Origin of the sequence: Shinella sp. AETb1-6 (genome assembly GCF_009826875.1) — a bacterium.
In the GTDB taxonomy this organism is placed as follows: domain Bacteria; phylum Pseudomonadota; class Alphaproteobacteria; order Rhizobiales; family Rhizobiaceae; genus Shinella; species Shinella sumterensis.
In genome coordinates, this window is sequence record NZ_WUMM01000013.1 from 79,117 (window position 1) to 95,426 (window position 16,310).

Consider the following 16,310-nt stretch of genomic DNA (forward strand, 5'->3'; position numbering starts at 1 on the left):
GTTCTGCATCCGCCTCAAGCTCGCTTGCTACATGGCGCCCGTATACGCGCGGCGCGCGATGCTTTGCTGCACGTAATTGATCATGGTGATGAAATCGAAGATCGGCCGACCGGTCGCCGCCTGCACGGCATGGGCATAGGGCGGCAAGTCACTGCACTCAAGCAGAATGGAGCGCACATCGGGATTGTCCGCAACGAGGCACCGGGCCACCTCCGTCACTTCCCGCTCGATGGCTGCGGAATCCAGCGTTCCACGCTCTTCCAGAATGGCCTCGCGAAACTCCGTCTGCCCCTCCATACCGGCCACGGCGAGGGGAACGTGATCGGTGACGTTGCAGGCGGCAAAGTGGCGCGGCGTCAATCGCGTGGCATTCGCGGTGATGACACCAACCCGCCCACCGCACAGAGCATGCATGAACGGAATCTGCATAAGGCTCGAAAGGAAGACAGGGACGTCGACCGCAGCGGCGACTTCCTCCTGAAAATAGGCCATGAAGCCGCAAGCGCCCGTGATTGCCTTGACGCCCCGGTTCTGCAACTCGACGGCGGCCTCGATGAAGACATCCTTCAAGGCGGGATCGCGCTGGTTCAGCAGGCGGTCGATCGAGGCGCCCCTCACCTCCTGGAAGCGCACGGGATAATCATAGGTCGTCGCATTGCCGACATTGCCGGGGATGCAGGGATAGGCGGCATCAAGGATCAGGATGCCGATCTGCTCACCATACCACGACTGCGTCTTGCGCGTGACCGTATAGACAGTCATCGTTATTGCCTCCGGTTTCCATGTCAGGGAAATGCGGGAGAGTTGCCTCCCCCGCCTGCTTCTTCGTTACTCGACGAGGCGCGGCGCACCCGTATCGGCCGCCGTGCCATCAAGGCCGTAGGACTTGAGAATGGTGACGATCGTGCCATCAGCATGCATTTCGGCAATCGCGGCATCGAGCGCGACGCCGAATTCCTTGGCGTTCAGCGAATAGGGGAAGGCTGCCTGAGCGGCTTCCTTGGTGGCCTTCACACGCTGGTCCGGAGCCGCGACATTGACCTTCACGTCGCCAAGCGCGCCCTTCTGTTCCGCGACGACGCCGGTCGAATAGCCGTCGACCGCGACATCGATGCGGCCCGACGAAAGGTCCTGCTGCATGTTGACGGAGTTCGGATAGAGCTTCAGCGAACCGCCGAGCATCGCCTTCAGGTCTGCGACCCAGAGATAACCCTGCACCGTACCGACCTGCTTGCCTTCGAGGTCGGAAACGTTCTTGAAGCCTTCCTTGGAATAGATGCCCATCTGGTCGGTGTAGAGCGGGGCGGAAAGGCTCATCACCTTCGCGCGTTCGGCCGTGCGGTACCAGTCTCCGGTCGCGATATCGGCTTGACCGGAAAGGACATACTGGATAGCCGCCGCCGGATCGACCGCGACAGCCTTGACCTTCAGGCATTCGCGCTTGGCGAATTCTGCGGCAATATCACCGTCGATACCTTTCATGTTGCCGCTGTCATCGACGAAGGAATGCGGAACATAGGTGGTGACCGCAACGGTCAGCGTGCCCGCCTCGATCGTGGTGAACTGGTACTTCGGCGTGCACTCCTGGGCGGATGCAACCCCGGCCGTCAGGGCCAGACCGGCAATGCCGGCAAGGAGGAACTGCGTGGTGGTGATTGTCTTCGGCATGCAGGTATCCTTTCAGCTTGGTTTCAACGTTGCGCGTAGAGGCCGGCGCGCTTTTCGACGTGGCTGACGAGAAGTGCGGCGGGAATGGAGATGGCGGCATAGAGCACACCCGCGGCGAGAAGCGCGGGGAAGTAGCGGAAGGTCGTCGACCCTATCTCGTAGGCCCGGCTCACCAGCTCCGGTAGCGCGATGGTGAAGCAGAGCGAAGTGCCCTGAAAGATCAGGATGGAGAAACCGAGCAACGCCGGAAGTGCCACCCGAAGACCCTGCGGCAGAAGCACGTAGCGCAGCTCATCGAACCGGTTGAGGCCGAGTGCTTCGGCCGCCTCCCGCTGGCCATGCGCGACGGACTGAAGGCTGGCGCGAATGATTTCGCTGGTATAGGCGCCGGTGTTCCAGGCAAGGGCGATGATCGCGGCCGAGAAGGAGCCGAGCGTCAACCCCGTCGTCGGCAGGCCGAAATAAATGAATTGCAGAAGCACCAGCGCCGGCGCGCCACGGCCGATCTCCACAAGGAAAAGACTGATAACTTGCAGCCAGCGGCTCCTGGCGAGAACCCCCAATGCGAGGAGAAGGCCCAAAGGAATGCCGATCAGCAAGCTGAAGACCGTTACCTGGAGGCTGATGGAGAGACCGCCGAGAAGGTCGGGTAGCCAGGCGGAGATTTCGTCTTGGGTCGGAAACATCAGCGTGCCACCTTTGCCCGGAGGTAACCGTCGGCTACGCGCGAGAGCCAGGCGATCGGCAGGCTCAGGAGCACGTAGAAGAGACCGACCAGCGCAAAGACTTCAAGGCCCCGGAACGTCAGCTGGGAAAGCTGATTGCCCTGATAGGCAAGTTCCGCCACGCCGATGGTCGAGGCGACCGCGGTCTCCTTCATCAGCCCTATCAGGTAGCTCGCCGCCGATGGCAGCGCGACGCGGAAGGCCTGGGGCGCGACGATATCGCGGAAGGTCGACCAGCGGCCGAGATCGAGCGCCGCCGCGGCCTCCCACTGACCGAAATGGATGGAAGCGACCGCGCCCCGATAGATTTCCGCCAAGTTCGCCGCTGCGATCAGGCCGAGGCCCATAAGGGCGGCGTTGAACGGGCTGATCGGCATCACGCCCATACCAAGGCCAAAGAAGATGATGAAGAGCCAGAGGATCGGCGGGATGGCGCGCACGATCTGGATAACGGACATGGCCATGAAGCGGAGCAGCCAGAGGCGGCTGCGGCGCGCCGCAAGCAACGGAACACCAAGCACCGCACCAATGAGAAAGGCACCGCCCGTGAGTGCGACCGTCCAGGTCAAGCCGCGCAGGAGCGGCAGAAGGTCCGCCGCGTTCATCGGTCGTGTACCGCGCGAAGGAAGCGTTTGGTCCGCTCCTGCTGCGGATTGCGCATGATTTCCTTGGATGGCCCCTTCTCGACGATATGCCCGTCGGCCATGATCATGACGGTGTCGGAGACGTTCTCGGCAAACCCCATTTCATGCGTGACGACGATCATCGTCATACCGGTTTCGGCAAGTTCCCGCATGACGGCGAGAACCTCCAGGCCAAGTTCGGGATCAAGCGCCGAAGTCGGCTCGTCGAAAAGCATGATCTCGGGGTCGAGGGCGAGAGACCGTGCAATGGCGATGCGCTGCTGCTGGCCACCCGAACAACGGACCGGGAACTGTGTCGCCTTGTCTGCAAGCCCTACCCGCTTGAGGAGTTGCATGGACCGCTCCTCCGCCTCTGCGCGACCGCGACCAAGCACCCGTTCCTGCGCAAGGCTGACATTGCGCAGAACCGACATGTGCGGGAAGAGGTTGAAGGACTGAAACACCATGCCGACCCGTCGACGCAGGCCGGAGAGTTCCGCCCGCGCAACCGGACGCGCAGCATCGATCGTCATCGAGCCGATCGTGATGGTCCCGCCATCCGGCGGCTCAAGATAGTTTATACAGCGCAGCAGGGTGCTTTTTCCGGAGCCGCTCGGCCCGATGATGGCAAGCACCTCGCCGGACCGCACATCGAGATCGATGCCGTCGAGAACCGTGTGGCTGCCGTAGTGCTTGCTAAGGGTTTTCAGGCGGATGAGGGCGTCGGTCGAAGCTGGCATCATTGCGGGCTGTACCCCGCCACGCTGCCAATCGTCGTCCGGCAAACAAAGGATGGCGCCATCCATATCATCGTGACCCCCAATAGATCAGCACCCCGCGCGCCGCCTCTGCGGGCCGGTTATCGCCTGCGCTGCCTGATTGTGATTGGCCGTCGGATTTCCGCTTGAGGCCGTGTTCCCGTCTTTATTATGAGGATGGTAGCATTCTGCCGTATGCTGAGCAGGGCGAAAAAATTGCTGCCCCACCAAACTTGAGGTTATGCCAACTCTGAGGGGGCGCGAAATCACACCCCTCTTCATGTTGTGGAGAGAAGAACGTTATCGCACGGAGCACAACGTCTCCGGACCGCGCTAACGCAGTGCCACCTCGGCCCCGTCATGATTGAGCGCCGCGTCGAATAGCGTTTTTCCGGGGCACCGAGCCATTCTTCGAGCGAAGCAAGACGGCCGAATTCGCGCGCGAGCCCTGTCAAGTCGGCCGCTCCGGCGAGCAGGCCGCTATCCTGAAGCTCGGCCAAACGGCGAAGGAAAGGATTGGCCGCAAGCAATTCATCCGAAAAACGCTTGTAGATGATCGGTCGACCCGCTGCCTTTGTGAACGCATCTTGCAAGTCCTTGCCGGTAACAGACGCACCGGCCAACTCGATAACTTTGCCGGAGTAGCGATCCGGAGCCATCAGGATTTCGGCATTGATGCGGCCTAAATCGGCGAGAGCAATCACCTGCATGGATTGGTCCGGTCTCATGAAGAAGGTGAACTCCCCTCGCGGCAGTCCCATGCCGGGCAGCAGCAGCATTTCCATGAAGGAGTGAAGGCGCGAACCAACCTCTTTGGCTCGCGGTTTTCGCAGACTTCCCGATAGAACCAGCCGGCCGGCTGGCCGCTTGCGCCCGCCTCTCAAAAAGTCGTTCTACCCACTTGGCAAAAGGCTCCGCAGGCATGCAAGATGGCCATGGAGATCTTGTCAGAAGGGAAGCGCGCATGTCCAGGGACCTCGATCAACTCAGCCGGCTTCTTCTCGGTGGGCGGCTGAACCGACGGGATTTTCTCGGACGTGCCGCAGCGCTCGGCCTGTCGGCGGCGGCTGCGAACACGATGCTCGCGCGCGCCGCTGCGGCCCAGTCTCCCGTAAAGGGCGGGGTATTGCGGGCCGGGATGGTCGGCGGTGCGGCAACCGACAGCCTCGACCCCGCGACATGGGCAAGCCAGGTGCCGTATACGCTCGGGCGCTGTTGGGGCGAACAGCTGCTCGAGATTTCGCCGGCCGGCGAGATCGAGTACCGCCTGGCGGAAGCCTACGAGGCCTCGCGCGATGCCAGGACGTGGACGTTCAGGATCCGCCAGGACGTCACCTTCCACAATGGCAAGGTCCTGACACCCGAGGACATCGTCGCGACTTTCGAGCGCCACGCGGATAAAAATTCCAAATCGGCAGCGCTGCCCTTTGTCTCCGCATTCGAGACGGTGAAGGCCGACGGGCGCAACATCGTCATCACGCTGAAAGAGCCCAATGCCGACCTGCCCTATGTGGTCGGCGATTATCACCTGATGATCCAGCCGAATGGCGGCAAGGACGACCCGACTGCAGCGATCGGCACCGGCCCCTACAAGATCGTCGTCAACGAGCCGGGCGTGCGCCATGTCGGCGAAAAGCACGAAGGCTACTGGGGCAGCGATGTGCGCGGCCACGCCGACAGCATCGAAATCATCGTGATGAACGATTCAACCGCGCGCACAGCCGCCCTGCAGGGCGGCCAGATCGACATGATCAACCGGGTCGAGCCCAAGGTCGTGGAGCTCGTGAAGCGCGTGCCGGGCGTCACGATCCGCAACGTGCCGGGCAAGGGTCATTACGTGATGATTGCCCATTGCGACACCGCCCCCTTCGACAACAACGACTTGCGGCTGGCCTTGAAATACGCCGTCGATCGTGAGGAGATGGTCGAGAAGATCCTCGGCGGCTACGGCACGGTCGGCAACGACACGCCAATGATCAAAGGCTACCCGCTGTTCGACGATGATATCGAACAGCGGGTGTTCGATCCGGAAAAGGCCGCGGAGCACTACAAGAAATCCGGCCACAGCGGGTCCATCCTTTTGCGCACGTCGGAGGTCGCCTTTCCCGGTGCGGTGGACGCCGCCCAGCTCTTCCAGCAGAGCGCCGCCAAGTGCGGCATCACGCTCGAGATCAAGCGCGAGCCGGGCGACGGCTATTGGTCGGATGTGTGGAACAAGCAGCCTTTCTCGATGTCCTACTGGACCGGACGCCCCACGCAGGATCAAGTGTATTCTCTCGCCTATCTCTCCGGCGCGGAATGGAACGACACAAGGTTCTTCCGGGAGGACTTCGACAAGCTGATCATCGGCGCACGCGCCGAACTCGATACCGACAAGCGCAAGGCTCTGTACCGCCAGGCAGCCGTCATCCTGCGCGACCAGGGAGGCGTGATCGTCCCCATGTTCAACAACTATATCGACGCGACGACCCCACGCGTCGGCGGCTGGATCGACGATCCGAACGGCGAGCTCATGGGTGGACATGCGCTGACAAAATGCTGGGTGGTCTCCTAGGCATTGACGACGCCGCGCGGCCCTTCGTCCAAGCGGCGGCGTCGTGCGCAGGAAGTCAGGTCAAGCGAAAGCAGAGCGCACCATCTCAGCGGACCTTGTATTTCTGGACCGCATCGTAGAGCGAGGCGCCACTGTCCATGAACGCCTGCATCTCCTTTTCGATGCCGAGGAGTTCGGCCGACTTGCGGGCGATGTCCCCGGCATGTTCCGGCGGAATGACGAGCACGCCGTCGCGGTCACCCAGAATGATGTCGTCGGGCCGCACATAGACGCCGCCGCAGATGACAGGCCCGTTGGCCACCGTGGTGGCGAAGCGGTGTTGTCCGGCGCGCACGGAGGTTCCCTGGGCAAAGACCGCCAGGCCATAACCTTCCATCTCTTCGACATCACGCAAGGCGCCATCGGTGACGAGGCCGACGGCGCCGAGATGGCTGGCGCGGTGGGCCATGTTGCCACCCCAGTTGGCGTGGCTCGCAATCCCCTGCGTCGCGATCACCATTACCGTGCCCGGCTTGCAGCCGTCGATGACCTGCTGGATCGCGAAGGCATAGTCCTTCGCCAATTCGGCCTGACCTGCATTGGCGGTGATCGGCGTGCGGCCGACAGTGCGGGCGCGGCCGAGAATGCGCCGTCCCGAAACCAGCCGGACGGTCGGATCCAGCGCGCTGTCCTTCAGGCCGAGCGAAAACATCGCATCCGAAACGGTGGCCGGCTGGAAAGCATCGAAAGCAAGGGCCAAGTGATCGGCAGAAAGGGCATGCGTGGCAGGCGCGGCCATGGTGGCTCCTGGAGAATGATGGGTTTCGTCAGGCCTTCGTGCCGCGCAGCCGAGACACGAAGGGCGGAGGGGTAAAGGCCTGGACGGGCGGCAGCGGCGCATCGAACCGCTCCACCTGGACGAGGCAGGATTGTGCACTCGGCCCCTGGGCCAGGCGCGATGTGCCGACATCCGCCGTCAGGACGTTGGGATTGCCGTGGATTTCCAAGGGCTGCGGATCACCGTCGGCGGCCGGTAGCGGATCGTACCATGCGCCGGTGGCGAGCTGAACGACGCCGGGCAGAAGATCGTCGCTTGTCTCTACAGCAGCCAAGCAGGCGCCGCGATCGTTAAAGACCTTCACCACGTTGCCATCGGCAAGCCCGCGTGCGGCCGCATCGTCGGGATGCATGCGCATCACCTCGCGGTCATGCACCTTGCCGCTCCGCGAATGGGCCGCAACATCATACTGGCTGTGCAGCCGGCGTTTGGGCTGGTTGGAGAGAAGGTGGAGCGGGTAGCGGGCGGCCAGCGGCGCCCCCAGCCATTCCCTTGGCGCAAGCCACGCCGGATGCCCCGGGCAATCGTCATACCCGAAGCCGGCGACCGTCTCGGAGTAGAGCTCGATCTTGCCGGACGGGGTGTCCAGCGCATGTTTTTCCGGATCGTCGCGGAAAGCCCCGAGCAGATCCGTCTGTTCCGCCGGCGGAGGCGGCGGCAGGAGGGCGACGCCTTGCGACCAGAAGCGCTCGAATTCCGGCAGTTCATGACCGATACCGGCCGCCATCTGCCGGGCGTTGGAATACATGTGCCGGAGCCAGGATTCGATATCCCGCCCACCGGTGAACGCATCGCGTGCACCGAGCCGATCGGCCAGGCCCGCGAAGATCGCGTGGTCATCCCGCGCTTCGCCGGCCGGAACGAGGCTTGCATGGGAGGCTGCGATGAACAGATCGCGCGCCGAGCAGGCGATATCGTTGCGCTCGAGCGTCGTCGTCGCCGGAAACACAATGTCCGCATGGCGCGCAAGCGGATTCCACCAGCTGTCGTTGACAATGACGGTCTCCGGCTTCTGCCAGGCACGGCGGAGCCGGTTGAGGTCCTGGTGATGGTGGAAGGGGTTTCCGCCCGCCCAGTAGATGAGCTTCAGGTCCGGATAGACCCGGCTCTCGCCGTTGAAATCGTAGCGCTCGCCGGGATGCAAGAGCGCATCGGCGATACGTGCGACGGGGATATAATCGGAGACCGCGTTCGTGCCTTGCGGCAGGGAGGGCCATTTGACGTCCGGTATCGCATTGCCGATACCGTTGGCGCAGGCGTAACCGAACCCGAAACCCCCGCCCGGCAGACCGATCTGCCCGAGCATTGCGGCGAGCGCGACGCTTGCCCAATAGGGCTGCTCACCGAAATCCGCGCGTTGCAAGGACCATGACATCATGAGGAAGCTGCGCGTACCGGCCATCGCAAGAGCGAGGCCCCGGATGGTCTCGCCGGGTACCCCGCAGATGTCGGCGGCCCATTGCGGCGTCTTCGGCAGTCCGTCCACGGCACCGGTCACATAGGCCGCGAGCTTGTCGTAGCCGACCGTGTAGCGCGACAGGACGTCGAGATCGGCACGTCCCTCGGCGATGAGAACCTGCATCATCGCCAGCAGCATGGCCGTGTCGGTTCCCGGCCGGATGGGCAGCCACTCGACGTTATCGCCTGCCGTGTCGTCCCTGATCGGCGAAACGGAGACGACCCGCACGCCATTGGCGGCGGAAAGCTCCATCGCCTCACGAACGATATGGGACGCCACGCCACCGGAGCCGACCTGCGCATTGCGCAGCGGGGCGCCGCCGAACATCACGACGATCTTCGCGTGCGAGACGACCCGTTCCCATGACGTGTGGCCGTCGATCAGGCCCTTCCGGCTTCCGATCACATGAGGAAGGATCATGTCCGCGGCGGCGAAGCTGTAGTTCTGCACCGACCGCGTATAGCCGCCGATGCTGTTGAGGAAACGATGCACCTGGCTCTGCGCGTGGTGGAACCGTCCGGCCGAACTCCAGCCGTAGGAACCGCCATAAATGCCCTTGTTGCCGAAGGTACGGCGTACGTAATCCAGCTCGGCGGCCGCGAGGTCGAGCGCCTCGTCCCAGGGCAGCTCGACGAAGGGCTCATAGCCCCTGCCCGCGCCGTCGCCGGCACCGCGGCGTCCTGCCTCGCGCGCCCGGAGGAACGACTGCCGCACCGCCGGCCTCAAGATGCGCGACGGCGCGGAGTGGGCCTCGACCAGCCCCTCTGCAAGCGGCACGGGATCCTTGTCCAGCTCGAAGGGATCGAGGCGCGCGATCGTGCCATCGACCATCTTCGGCCGGTAGAGACCCCAATGGGTCGCGATCGTCTGCCGCTCGGGCGTTGGCAACATGAGGCTCTGCTCCTGTTCAGTCGAGATCAACTGCCTTCGGTTTGCGTGATCGGGCCGGTGAAGAAGTCTTTCCAGGACGCGGGAACATCCTTCAGGTCTCCAAGCTCGCTCATGACATTCGCCACCTTCATGAGGCCGTTCGGCACGGTGGCATAGTCATCATTGCTCGCCGCGATGACAGCGCGCAACTCGTCAAACGACAGAGGCGTCTTTTCCGCGGCGGAATAAAGTTTGGTCGCCTGTTCGGGATCCTCGAGGATAATCTTGTTGGCACGGTTCAGGGTCTCGATGATCACGGCCGGAACATCGGGGTGCGCCATGTAAACAGGCTCGATGGCGCCGAGGAAAGCATTGGTGGTCGCCGGATCGGCAAAGTCGCGCGAGGTCGCCAGAAGGTGAACCCGCGGCGATTTCGCGACGAATTCCGAATAGGGGGAAATCCCCATATAGACCTGGATGGCATCCGACCGCGTCAGCGCCGTCACCGCCTCGGTGTGCGGCAACAGAACGAGCTGGTTGTCGAAGCGGTGTGCCTGATCCGGCCCGAAATAGTGCATGGCAGCCAGCTTGACGTAAAGCGCCTGCGCGCTTTTCGGCCCCTGGACGGCGATCTTGTCGTCCGGCCCGATGTCCGCGAAACTCTTGATCCTGTCCGTGTTGGAAAAGACCGAGAACTTGCCTTTCCAGTAGGCCGAGATACCGCGGAAGTTCACGTTGCCCCGCGTCTTGGCCCAGGTGTTGAGGAGCGCCTGATTGCCGAGCGTGCCGAACTGGACGTTCTGCGTGAGAATGGCGTCGATCAGTGCGGTGGCGACGTTGATGCGGCGGATCGCGAATGTCGCGTCCGTGACGCCGAGATCCTTCGCGGTCGTATTGAACAGGTCGAGCTGTTCGGCAACGGCGTAGGGAAGAAACGGCAGGCCAGTATTGATGCCGATATTGATTTCCCTCTGCGCGGCGAATGCCGGCAGGCCGAGCCCGATTGAAACACCGGCACCAAGGCCTGCGGCGAGAAGACTGCGCCGGGTCAATTCCGGGGACTGTGTCATTGCAAGTTCCTTCTCATGAGGATGTTTTATGGGAGATCCGGTTAGTCGAGCAGCGAGCCGAGCTTGCCGGGATTCATGATGTCGTTCGGATCGAAGGCGTGCTTGAGGGCGACCATGCTTTCCAGCGCGGGCCCGTGTTCGCGGCGCATGAATTTCAGCTTGCCGATGCCGATGCCATGCTCGCCGCTGGCCGTGCCCCCGCTTTCGAGCGCGCGTTCCACCACGCGCGCCGCCAGCCGCTCGGCTTCGCGGATCTCGTCCGTCGCACCCGGCATGACGAGGTAGTTGACGTGGAAATTGCCGTCGCCGACATGACCGTTGATCTTCGTGCGCAGGAACGACTGATCGGCATCCGCGCGCGCGGCCAGAATGTTGTCCGCAAGCGCGGAGATCGGCACGCAGGCATCCGTCACGAAGTTCGCCGAGCCAGGACGCAGCGCCCGTGTGGCGTGGCTGGAATCGTGCCGCGCCTGCCAGAGTCGATTGCGATCCTCCGGGCGCGTGGCCCATTCGAAGCCGTCCGCCCCATATTCGGCGGCGATGGCCTCGACCGTTTCCGCCTGCTCCTTGATGCCCGTTTCCGTTCCGTGGAATTCGAGGAACAGCGTCGGCGCGATCTTCAGGCTGAGCTTGGAATAGTTGTTGGCCGCCTCGATGGCGACCTCATCGAGAAACTCTATGCGGGCCATCGGAACGCCGGACTGCATGGTCGCGATGACCGCGTCCACAGCCCCCTGTAGAGAGCCGAACGTGCAGACGGCAGACGAGATGGCCGCCGGGATCGGATGAAGCCGCACGGTCGCCTCCGTAATGATGCCGAGCGTGCCTTCCGAGCCGACGAAGAGCTTGGTCAGATCATAGCCGGTCGAGGACTTGCGGGCGCGGGTTCCGGTCCGGATGACCTTGCCGTCCGGCAACACCACTTCCAGCGCCAGCACATTCTCGCGCATCGTTCCATAGCGCACGGCGTTCGTACCGGAGGCGCGGGTCGCCGCCATGCCGCCGATCGAGGCATCCGCGCCCGGATCGACAGGGAAGCTCAGGCCGGTGGCGCGAAGATGCTCGTTCAGCTGCTTGCGGCGAACCCCCGGCTGCACCACGGCGTCGAAGTCCGCCTCGTTCACGGCGAGGATATCGGCCATGCCCGAGACATCGATGGAGATGCCGCCCTTCAGGGCATGGGTCTGCCCCTCAATCGACGTGCCCGTGCCGAAGGGTATGACCGGCGTGCGATTGGCATTGCAGATCGCAAGCGCCTGGCTGACATCCTTCGTGCTTTCCGCGAAGAACACCGCATCCGGCAGCATGGCGGGAATATAGGAGAGATCGTCGCCATGGTGCTTTCGCACCGCTTCGGCGCGCGAAACACGGGTTCCGAAAAGGGCTTCGAGCTCATTGATCGTCTGATCGATAGTGGTCATGCCGTTGCAAGCCCCACCGCTTACAGGCGGAAGGCGCTTCCCTTCTTTTCCATCAGGGCGTTGAGGTTGAGCATTTCCCAGGTCGTGTTGCCCTGAAGGAGCGCTTCGCGGAAACGGATTTCCTTCTGCTCGCGCTCGAGGCAGGCGTCTGCGGTCTCGGCGATCAGCGCCTTCGGGATAACCACCACCCCATCGTCGTCGCCGATGATGAGGTCGCCCGGCGAAACCAGTTCGCCCCCGACGACGATCGGCTCGTTCAAGGGCCCGAGGGTTTCCTTGACCGCGCCCTTGATCGAGATCGAGCGGCTGAAGACCGGGAAGCCGATCCTGTGAATGTCGCTGGCGTCACGCACGCCGCCATCGACGATCAGGCCCGCAAGGCCCTTGCCCTTGGCGGCGCTCGCCATGACGTCGCCGAACAGGCCCTGTTCGGTAAAGCCCGCGGCCGCGCAGACGAGGACGTCGCCAGGCTTGGCAAGCTTCAATGCCGCATGAAGCGTCAGGTTGTCGCCGGGCGGGCAGACGCAGGTGAAGGCCGGCCCCAGCACGCGCATGCCGCTGCGGATCGGCTTGATCGCGGAATCGAGCGCGCCCTTGCGGCCCATGGCTTCATGCGCAGTTGCCGCGGTCACGGTTTCGTAGCGGGCCAGCAGTTCGGGCGTCAAAGCAAAATCGGTCATTTTCGGTCTCCGGTTCTCAACGGGTAACGTTCGCGACGCCCCAGACGTAATTCTTGCGCGGGAACTCTTCCCAGTACTGGCGCATGTCCTTGTGCGGGAAATCCTTGTAGGGATGCCGGCGGAGGGCATCGACATCGATGTCCACCCCAAGGCCCGGGCCGGTCGGCAGGTCGACCCAGCCATCCTCGATCATCAGGCCCGGCGAGGCGATTTCCGCGCAGGCGTCCGACAGGTTGATGAAGCATTCGGCGATTAGGAAATTCGGGATAAGCGCGGACAGATGCACCGTCGCGGCGAGGCCGACGACGGGGCTGTTGTAGTTGTGCGGGCTGATCGCGATCGCGTGCGGCTGCGCCATGGCGGCGATGTCGAGCATCTGGAGAACACCGCCTACGGCGCAGATGTCCGGATTGAGAATATCGGCCGCGCGCTTTTCGAAGACCTGCGCGAACTGCTCCTTCGTATAGAGCGTCTCGCCGGTCACGACGGGCGTGGCGATCGAGCGGCGCACTTCGGCGACGAGATCGATATTGTCCGAAAGGCAGGGCTCCTCGTAGCAGAAGATGCCGAACTCCTCGAGCCGGCGCGCCACGCGGATGGCGTGATGCGGCGCGACGCGGCGATGCGCGTCGATCAGGAGATCGATATCGGGCCCGAGTGCTTCGCGCACCGCGCGGACATTGTCGACCGCGTAGTCCTCTTCTTCGCGGGAGATGAAGGTTCGCCACGGGCCGGGGAACGGATCCCACTTCAGCGCGGTGTAACCCATGTCCTTGACCTGCAGCGCGCGCTCCACGGTCTCTTCGATATTGGTGACGCCATACCACCAGCCATTCGCATAGATGCGAACCTTTTCGCGCACCGGGCCCCCCAGCAGATTATAGACCGGCTGGTTGGAGAGCTTGCCGACGATATCCCAGAGCGCGATCTCGATGGCGCTCCAGGCGCAGAGGAAATCGACCGACGTGCGACGGATGGCGAAATCGTCGAACATGACCTGCGCCATGTGGCGGATCGTGTAGGGGCTGCGGCCGACGAGATAAGGCGCCATGGCGTTGACGTACTTCTCGACGATCGCTTCCTTCTTCACGCCGACATAGGCCTCGCCCCAGCCATAGGTGCCATCGGACGTCTCGACGCGCACGAACAGCAGGTTCTTGCCGCTGCCGGGATGAAACAGGAAGGTCTCGATATTGCTGATCTTCATCTTAAGGGTCCTGCGGCCGAACGATCGGCCGTGCTGTTGTCGTCTTAGAAATTGACCGCGACGCCCTTGGCGCGGAGGAAGCCGCCGAGATCGTTGACGTCCCAGGGCGTTCTGCCGTCGGCGAGAGCGGAGACCGTCTGGGCTTCCTTCTGCGCGCGCTTGCGGCAGGCATCGAGCACCGCCTCCGCCGTCTCCGCCGGTACGACGACGACACCGTCCTCGTCGCCGATGACAAGATCGCCAGGCCGGACGAGAACGCCACCGAGCGTGATCGGCGTGTTGACCGGGCCGAGCACCTCCTTGACCGTGCCCTTCATGCAGACATTGCCGGCGAAGATCGGAAAACCGACCTCGATGATGGTCAGCTTGTCGCGCACGCCGCCATCCGTGACGAGGCCGGCCAGACCGCGCCCGAGGCCGCAGCTTGCCATGACGTCGCCGAACATGCCCTGCTCCGTCGCCCCCATGGCATCGCTGACCAGCACGTCGCCCGGGGCCGCCATCTTCAGTGCGGCATGAAGCGTGAGGTTGTCGCCGGGCTCGCAGGCGCAGGTGAAGGCGGGGCCGGCGATCTTCATGTCGCGGTGAAGCGGCTTGATCGCCGATGCCAGCGCGCCCGTGCGGTTCTGCGAATCGAACACCACGGCGGAACCGAACGAGAGCAGTTCCTTGGCGAGGGCGATCGCGTTTTCTCTATCGTGAGACGAACTCATGGAAGTCTCCAATCTTCAGGATGGATCGGCGCCGGAGGCGGAGCCCGGCAACTCGGTTTCAAGAACGGCCAGCGCCTCTTCGAGGCTGCCCGGCTGGCGCCGGCCGACGCGATCGGCGGCGGATGTCGCAGCCGTCTGCCGCATCACGCGAATGATGGCGTCTGTCATGATGGGCTCGACGCCCGCCTCCAGAACGAGGTCGCGGGCCAGCGACACCTCGTCGGCCCGGCGCGCGGCGTGCACGACATGGGATTTGAGGAGGATCGCCGCCGTGTCCCGCGCGCTGCGCGCATCGAGAAAGGCGCAGAACGTGTCGAGCACCTCGCCGGTCACGCCCGAGCGTTCAGCCACGACCAGCGCCTCGACATAAAGGGCTTCCAGCCCCTTGGCGAGAATGCCGCGGACGAGCTTCGTTCCCGCAGCCGCGCCGACCGCATCACCGACCAGCGTGATGTCCATGCCAAGGGATGCGAACGTGTCGCGGAAAACGCCAGCATCCGCGCCGGAAGCGATGACCGGGACGCGGTGGCCGGACGTGGGCACCGAGCCGATGATGCCGGCATCGATATACCGGCCGCCGCCCGCCGAAACGATCTCGGCGGCAGCGCGCTTGTCTGCCGGCGCTGCGGAGGAAAAGTCGACGTAGAACGTCCCCGGAGTCAGGTACGGTCCGACGGATGCGGCGGCTTCGCGCGCCCTGACGGGCGGAACCATCGCAAAGATCCATTCGGCGTCCGAAAACTGCTCCGGCCCGAAGAGCAAAATCGTCCCCGCCTGCGCCGCACGATCGCGCAACAGGGCTTCGCCCGGACCGCCATGGACCGACGGACTGTAGGCTGCAAGCCGCTCCACGCCTTGCTGCGCAAAGCCTTTGGCGAAAAGCGAGGCCGCCTCACCGAAGCCGACGAACATGAGGCGTGGGAGCTGGGCCATGTCGCTCACCACTTGTCCGGCGAAATGATGGAGGCGCTTTCCTTGGCGGAGGCGCCGGCTTCGATGGCGCCGAGCAGGACCTTTTCCTTCTCTGCGACCTGCTCTGCGCGCAACAGCACCTCTTCGCACAGATCGTAGGGCACGATGATCACGCCGTCGGAATCCCCCAGCACCAGATCGCCCGGCAGAACCTGCACGCCGGCGACATCCACCTTGCCGTTGAATTCCACCAGCTCCATGCGGTGCTTGCCGGTGCGTGGGGTCGCTCCGCGCGCCCAGACCGGCAGCCCCATGCGTTTCATGTTTTCCACATCGCGGACACAACCATCGACCACCACGCCGGCAAAGCCCTTCGCGGCGACGGCGGTGGCCATGATGCCACCGATGTTGGAGGCGGTCGGAACCGCGCTGCCGTCGATCACCATCACGTCACCGGCTCTGGAGAGGGTCACTTCATCCACGGCACCGAGCTGCGGGCTGGTCCTGTTGGCAACGTTGTATCCCGCATTGAAGCGTGCGGGCCCGTGCTTGACGGTGACAGCCGGGCCGACCATGCGCTGGCCGGGCGCCAGCGGCGCCAGCAGCGTCGTCGGAATGGCACTGTCGACGCCGAACTGGTCCAGGATATCGGCGATCGAGGACGTGAGGTCGGGCAGACGCTTGTAGCGCTCGATGATATCGGGCGCCGGGCGCGGAAAACTCACCGCCCTGATGCGATCGACCGGGATAAGGCCGAGAAGCTGTCCTTCGAATGCCTTCAGCTGTTCGGCAACGGTTTGGGTGTTATCGGACAATCACGCCTCCATGGCCTG

16 protein-coding genes are annotated in these 16,310 nt (G+C 63.7%); 1 reads left to right on the forward strand and 15 read right to left on the reverse strand.

Translation table 11 applies throughout. From position 1 onward, the window contains the following. Nucleotides 1-27: 27 nt before the first annotated feature. The 6 genes from GR158_RS20370 to GR158_RS20395 all read right to left on the reverse strand — a co-directional run bounded on the left by GR158_RS20370 (nucleotide 28) and on the right by GR158_RS20395 (nucleotide 4,559). Entirely contained in the window at nucleotides 28-762 is a 735-nt protein-coding gene (locus GR158_RS20370; protein WP_160872367.1) for an aspartate/glutamate racemase family protein, read from the reverse strand. Nucleotides 763-828: 66 nt separating this feature from the next. Then, nucleotides 829-1,668: an ABC transporter substrate-binding protein gene (locus GR158_RS20375; RefSeq protein ID WP_160872368.1), complete on the reverse strand. Its 840-nt coding sequence runs from the start codon at nucleotides 1,666-1,668 to the stop codon at nucleotides 829-831. A gap of 23 nt (nucleotides 1,669-1,691) precedes the next feature. Then, complete coding sequence (locus GR158_RS20380; RefSeq protein WP_160872369.1) at nucleotides 1,692-2,354, reverse strand: amino acid ABC transporter permease; 663 nt, start codon at nucleotides 2,352-2,354, stop codon at nucleotides 1,692-1,694. After that, nucleotides 2,354-2,998: an amino acid ABC transporter permease gene (locus GR158_RS20385; protein WP_160872370.1), complete on the reverse strand. Its 645-nt coding sequence runs from the start codon at nucleotides 2,996-2,998 to the stop codon at nucleotides 2,354-2,356. Before GR158_RS20385 ends, GR158_RS20380 begins: the two co-directional genes overlap by 1 nt. Then, nucleotides 2,995-3,759: an amino acid ABC transporter ATP-binding protein gene (locus tag GR158_RS20390; RefSeq protein WP_134650325.1), complete on the reverse strand. Its 765-nt coding sequence runs from the start codon at nucleotides 3,757-3,759 to the stop codon at nucleotides 2,995-2,997. Before GR158_RS20390 ends, GR158_RS20385 begins: the two co-directional genes overlap by 4 nt. 293 nt (nucleotides 3,760-4,052) lie before the next feature. Beyond that, nucleotides 4,053-4,559, reverse strand: a complete 507-nt coding sequence (locus GR158_RS20395; protein ID WP_160872371.1) for an NmrA family NAD(P)-binding protein — start codon at nucleotides 4,557-4,559, stop codon at nucleotides 4,053-4,055. Nucleotides 4,560-4,738: 179 nt separating this feature from the next. Here GR158_RS20395 and GR158_RS20400 point away from each other — a divergent pair, with 179 nt between their 5' ends. Further along, nucleotides 4,739-6,328 (forward strand): ABC transporter substrate-binding protein, encoded by a 1,590-nt coding sequence (locus GR158_RS20400; RefSeq protein ID WP_160872372.1) that lies wholly within the window; start codon nucleotides 4,739-4,741, stop codon nucleotides 6,326-6,328. Between the two features lie 85 nt (nucleotides 6,329-6,413). Here the strand turns inward: GR158_RS20400 and GR158_RS20405 are convergent, their stop codons facing one another. The 9 genes from GR158_RS20405 to GR158_RS20445 are packed head-to-tail and all read right to left on the reverse strand — an operon-like array spanning nucleotide 6,414 to nucleotide 16,292. Next, the gene (locus GR158_RS20405) at nucleotides 6,414-7,106 is read right to left on the reverse strand and encodes an RraA family protein (RefSeq protein ID WP_160872373.1); all 693 of its coding nucleotides are present in this window, start codon (nucleotides 7,104-7,106) and stop codon (nucleotides 6,414-6,416) included. Nucleotides 7,107-7,134: 28 nt separating this feature from the next. Then, entirely contained in the window at nucleotides 7,135-9,495 is a 2,361-nt protein-coding gene (locus GR158_RS20410) for a molybdopterin-dependent oxidoreductase (RefSeq protein ID WP_160872374.1), read from the reverse strand. A gap of 26 nt (nucleotides 9,496-9,521) precedes the next feature. Beyond that, nucleotides 9,522-10,544, reverse strand: coding sequence for an ABC transporter substrate-binding protein (locus tag GR158_RS20415; protein ID WP_160872375.1), 1,023 nt, complete (start codon nucleotides 10,542-10,544; stop codon nucleotides 9,522-9,524). 41 nt (nucleotides 10,545-10,585) lie between these two features. Further along, entirely contained in the window at nucleotides 10,586-11,965 is a 1,380-nt protein-coding gene (locus GR158_RS20420; protein ID WP_160872376.1) for an FAD-binding oxidoreductase, read from the reverse strand. A gap of 20 nt (nucleotides 11,966-11,985) precedes the next feature. Further along, nucleotides 11,986-12,645 (reverse strand): 4-carboxy-4-hydroxy-2-oxoadipate aldolase/oxaloacetate decarboxylase, encoded by a 660-nt coding sequence (locus GR158_RS20425; RefSeq protein ID WP_160872377.1) that lies wholly within the window; start codon nucleotides 12,643-12,645, stop codon nucleotides 11,986-11,988. A 16-nt stretch (nucleotides 12,646-12,661) separates the two neighbouring features. Beyond that, nucleotides 12,662-13,852, reverse strand: coding sequence for a mandelate racemase/muconate lactonizing enzyme family protein (locus GR158_RS20430; protein ID WP_160872378.1), 1,191 nt, complete (start codon nucleotides 13,850-13,852; stop codon nucleotides 12,662-12,664). Nucleotides 13,853-13,896: 44 nt separating this feature from the next. Next, nucleotides 13,897-14,565, reverse strand: a complete 669-nt coding sequence (locus GR158_RS20435; protein WP_160872379.1) for a 4-carboxy-4-hydroxy-2-oxoadipate aldolase/oxaloacetate decarboxylase — start codon at nucleotides 14,563-14,565, stop codon at nucleotides 13,897-13,899. A gap of 15 nt (nucleotides 14,566-14,580) precedes the next feature. Beyond that, nucleotides 14,581-15,498, reverse strand: a complete 918-nt coding sequence (locus GR158_RS20440; protein WP_160872380.1) for a DUF1932 domain-containing protein — start codon at nucleotides 15,496-15,498, stop codon at nucleotides 14,581-14,583. Nucleotides 15,499-15,503: 5 nt separating this feature from the next. Then, nucleotides 15,504-16,292: an RraA family protein gene (locus tag GR158_RS20445; RefSeq protein WP_160872381.1), complete on the reverse strand. Its 789-nt coding sequence runs from the start codon at nucleotides 16,290-16,292 to the stop codon at nucleotides 15,504-15,506. Between the last annotated feature and the right edge of the window lie 18 nt (nucleotides 16,293-16,310).

What these genes read in the sequence shown, in the direction of transcription:
- GR158_RS20370 (WP_160872367.1), bottom strand. Translation starts at nt 762, where the DNA reads ATGACTGTCTATACGGTCACGCGCAAGACGCAGTCGTGGTATGGTGAG.
- GR158_RS20375 (WP_160872368.1), bottom strand. Translation starts at nt 1,668, where the DNA reads ATGCCGAAGACAATCACCACCACGCAGTTCCTCCTTGCCGGCATTGCC.
- GR158_RS20380 (WP_160872369.1), bottom strand. Translation starts at nt 2,354, where the DNA reads ATGTTTCCGACCCAAGACGAAATCTCCGCCTGGCTACCCGACCTTCTC.
- GR158_RS20385 (WP_160872370.1), bottom strand. Translation starts at nt 2,998, where the DNA reads ATGAACGCGGCGGACCTTCTGCCGCTCCTGCGCGGCTTGACCTGGACG.
- GR158_RS20390 (WP_134650325.1), bottom strand. Translation starts at nt 3,759, where the DNA reads ATGATGCCAGCTTCGACCGACGCCCTCATCCGCCTGAAAACCCTTAGC.
- GR158_RS20395 (WP_160872371.1), bottom strand. Translation starts at nt 4,559, where the DNA reads ATGGAAATGCTGCTGCTGCCCGGCATGGGACTGCCGCGAGGGGAGTTC.
- GR158_RS20400 (WP_160872372.1), top strand. Translation starts at nt 4,739, where the DNA reads ATGTCCAGGGACCTCGATCAACTCAGCCGGCTTCTTCTCGGTGGGCGG.
- GR158_RS20405 (WP_160872373.1), bottom strand. Translation starts at nt 7,106, where the DNA reads ATGGCCGCGCCTGCCACGCATGCCCTTTCTGCCGATCACTTGGCCCTT.
- GR158_RS20410 (WP_160872374.1), bottom strand. Translation starts at nt 9,495, where the DNA reads ATGTTGCCAACGCCCGAGCGGCAGACGATCGCGACCCATTGGGGTCTC.
- GR158_RS20415 (WP_160872375.1), bottom strand. Translation starts at nt 10,544, where the DNA reads ATGACACAGTCCCCGGAATTGACCCGGCGCAGTCTTCTCGCCGCAGGC.
- GR158_RS20420 (WP_160872376.1), bottom strand. Translation starts at nt 11,965, where the DNA reads ATGACCACTATCGATCAGACGATCAATGAGCTCGAAGCCCTTTTCGGA.
- GR158_RS20425 (WP_160872377.1), bottom strand. Translation starts at nt 12,645, where the DNA reads ATGACCGATTTTGCTTTGACGCCCGAACTGCTGGCCCGCTACGAAACC.
- GR158_RS20430 (WP_160872378.1), bottom strand. Translation starts at nt 13,852, where the DNA reads ATGAAGATCAGCAATATCGAGACCTTCCTGTTTCATCCCGGCAGCGGC.
- GR158_RS20435 (WP_160872379.1), bottom strand. Translation starts at nt 14,565, where the DNA reads ATGAGTTCGTCTCACGATAGAGAAAACGCGATCGCCCTCGCCAAGGAA.
- GR158_RS20440 (WP_160872380.1), bottom strand. Translation starts at nt 15,498, where the DNA reads ATGGCCCAGCTCCCACGCCTCATGTTCGTCGGCTTCGGTGAGGCGGCC.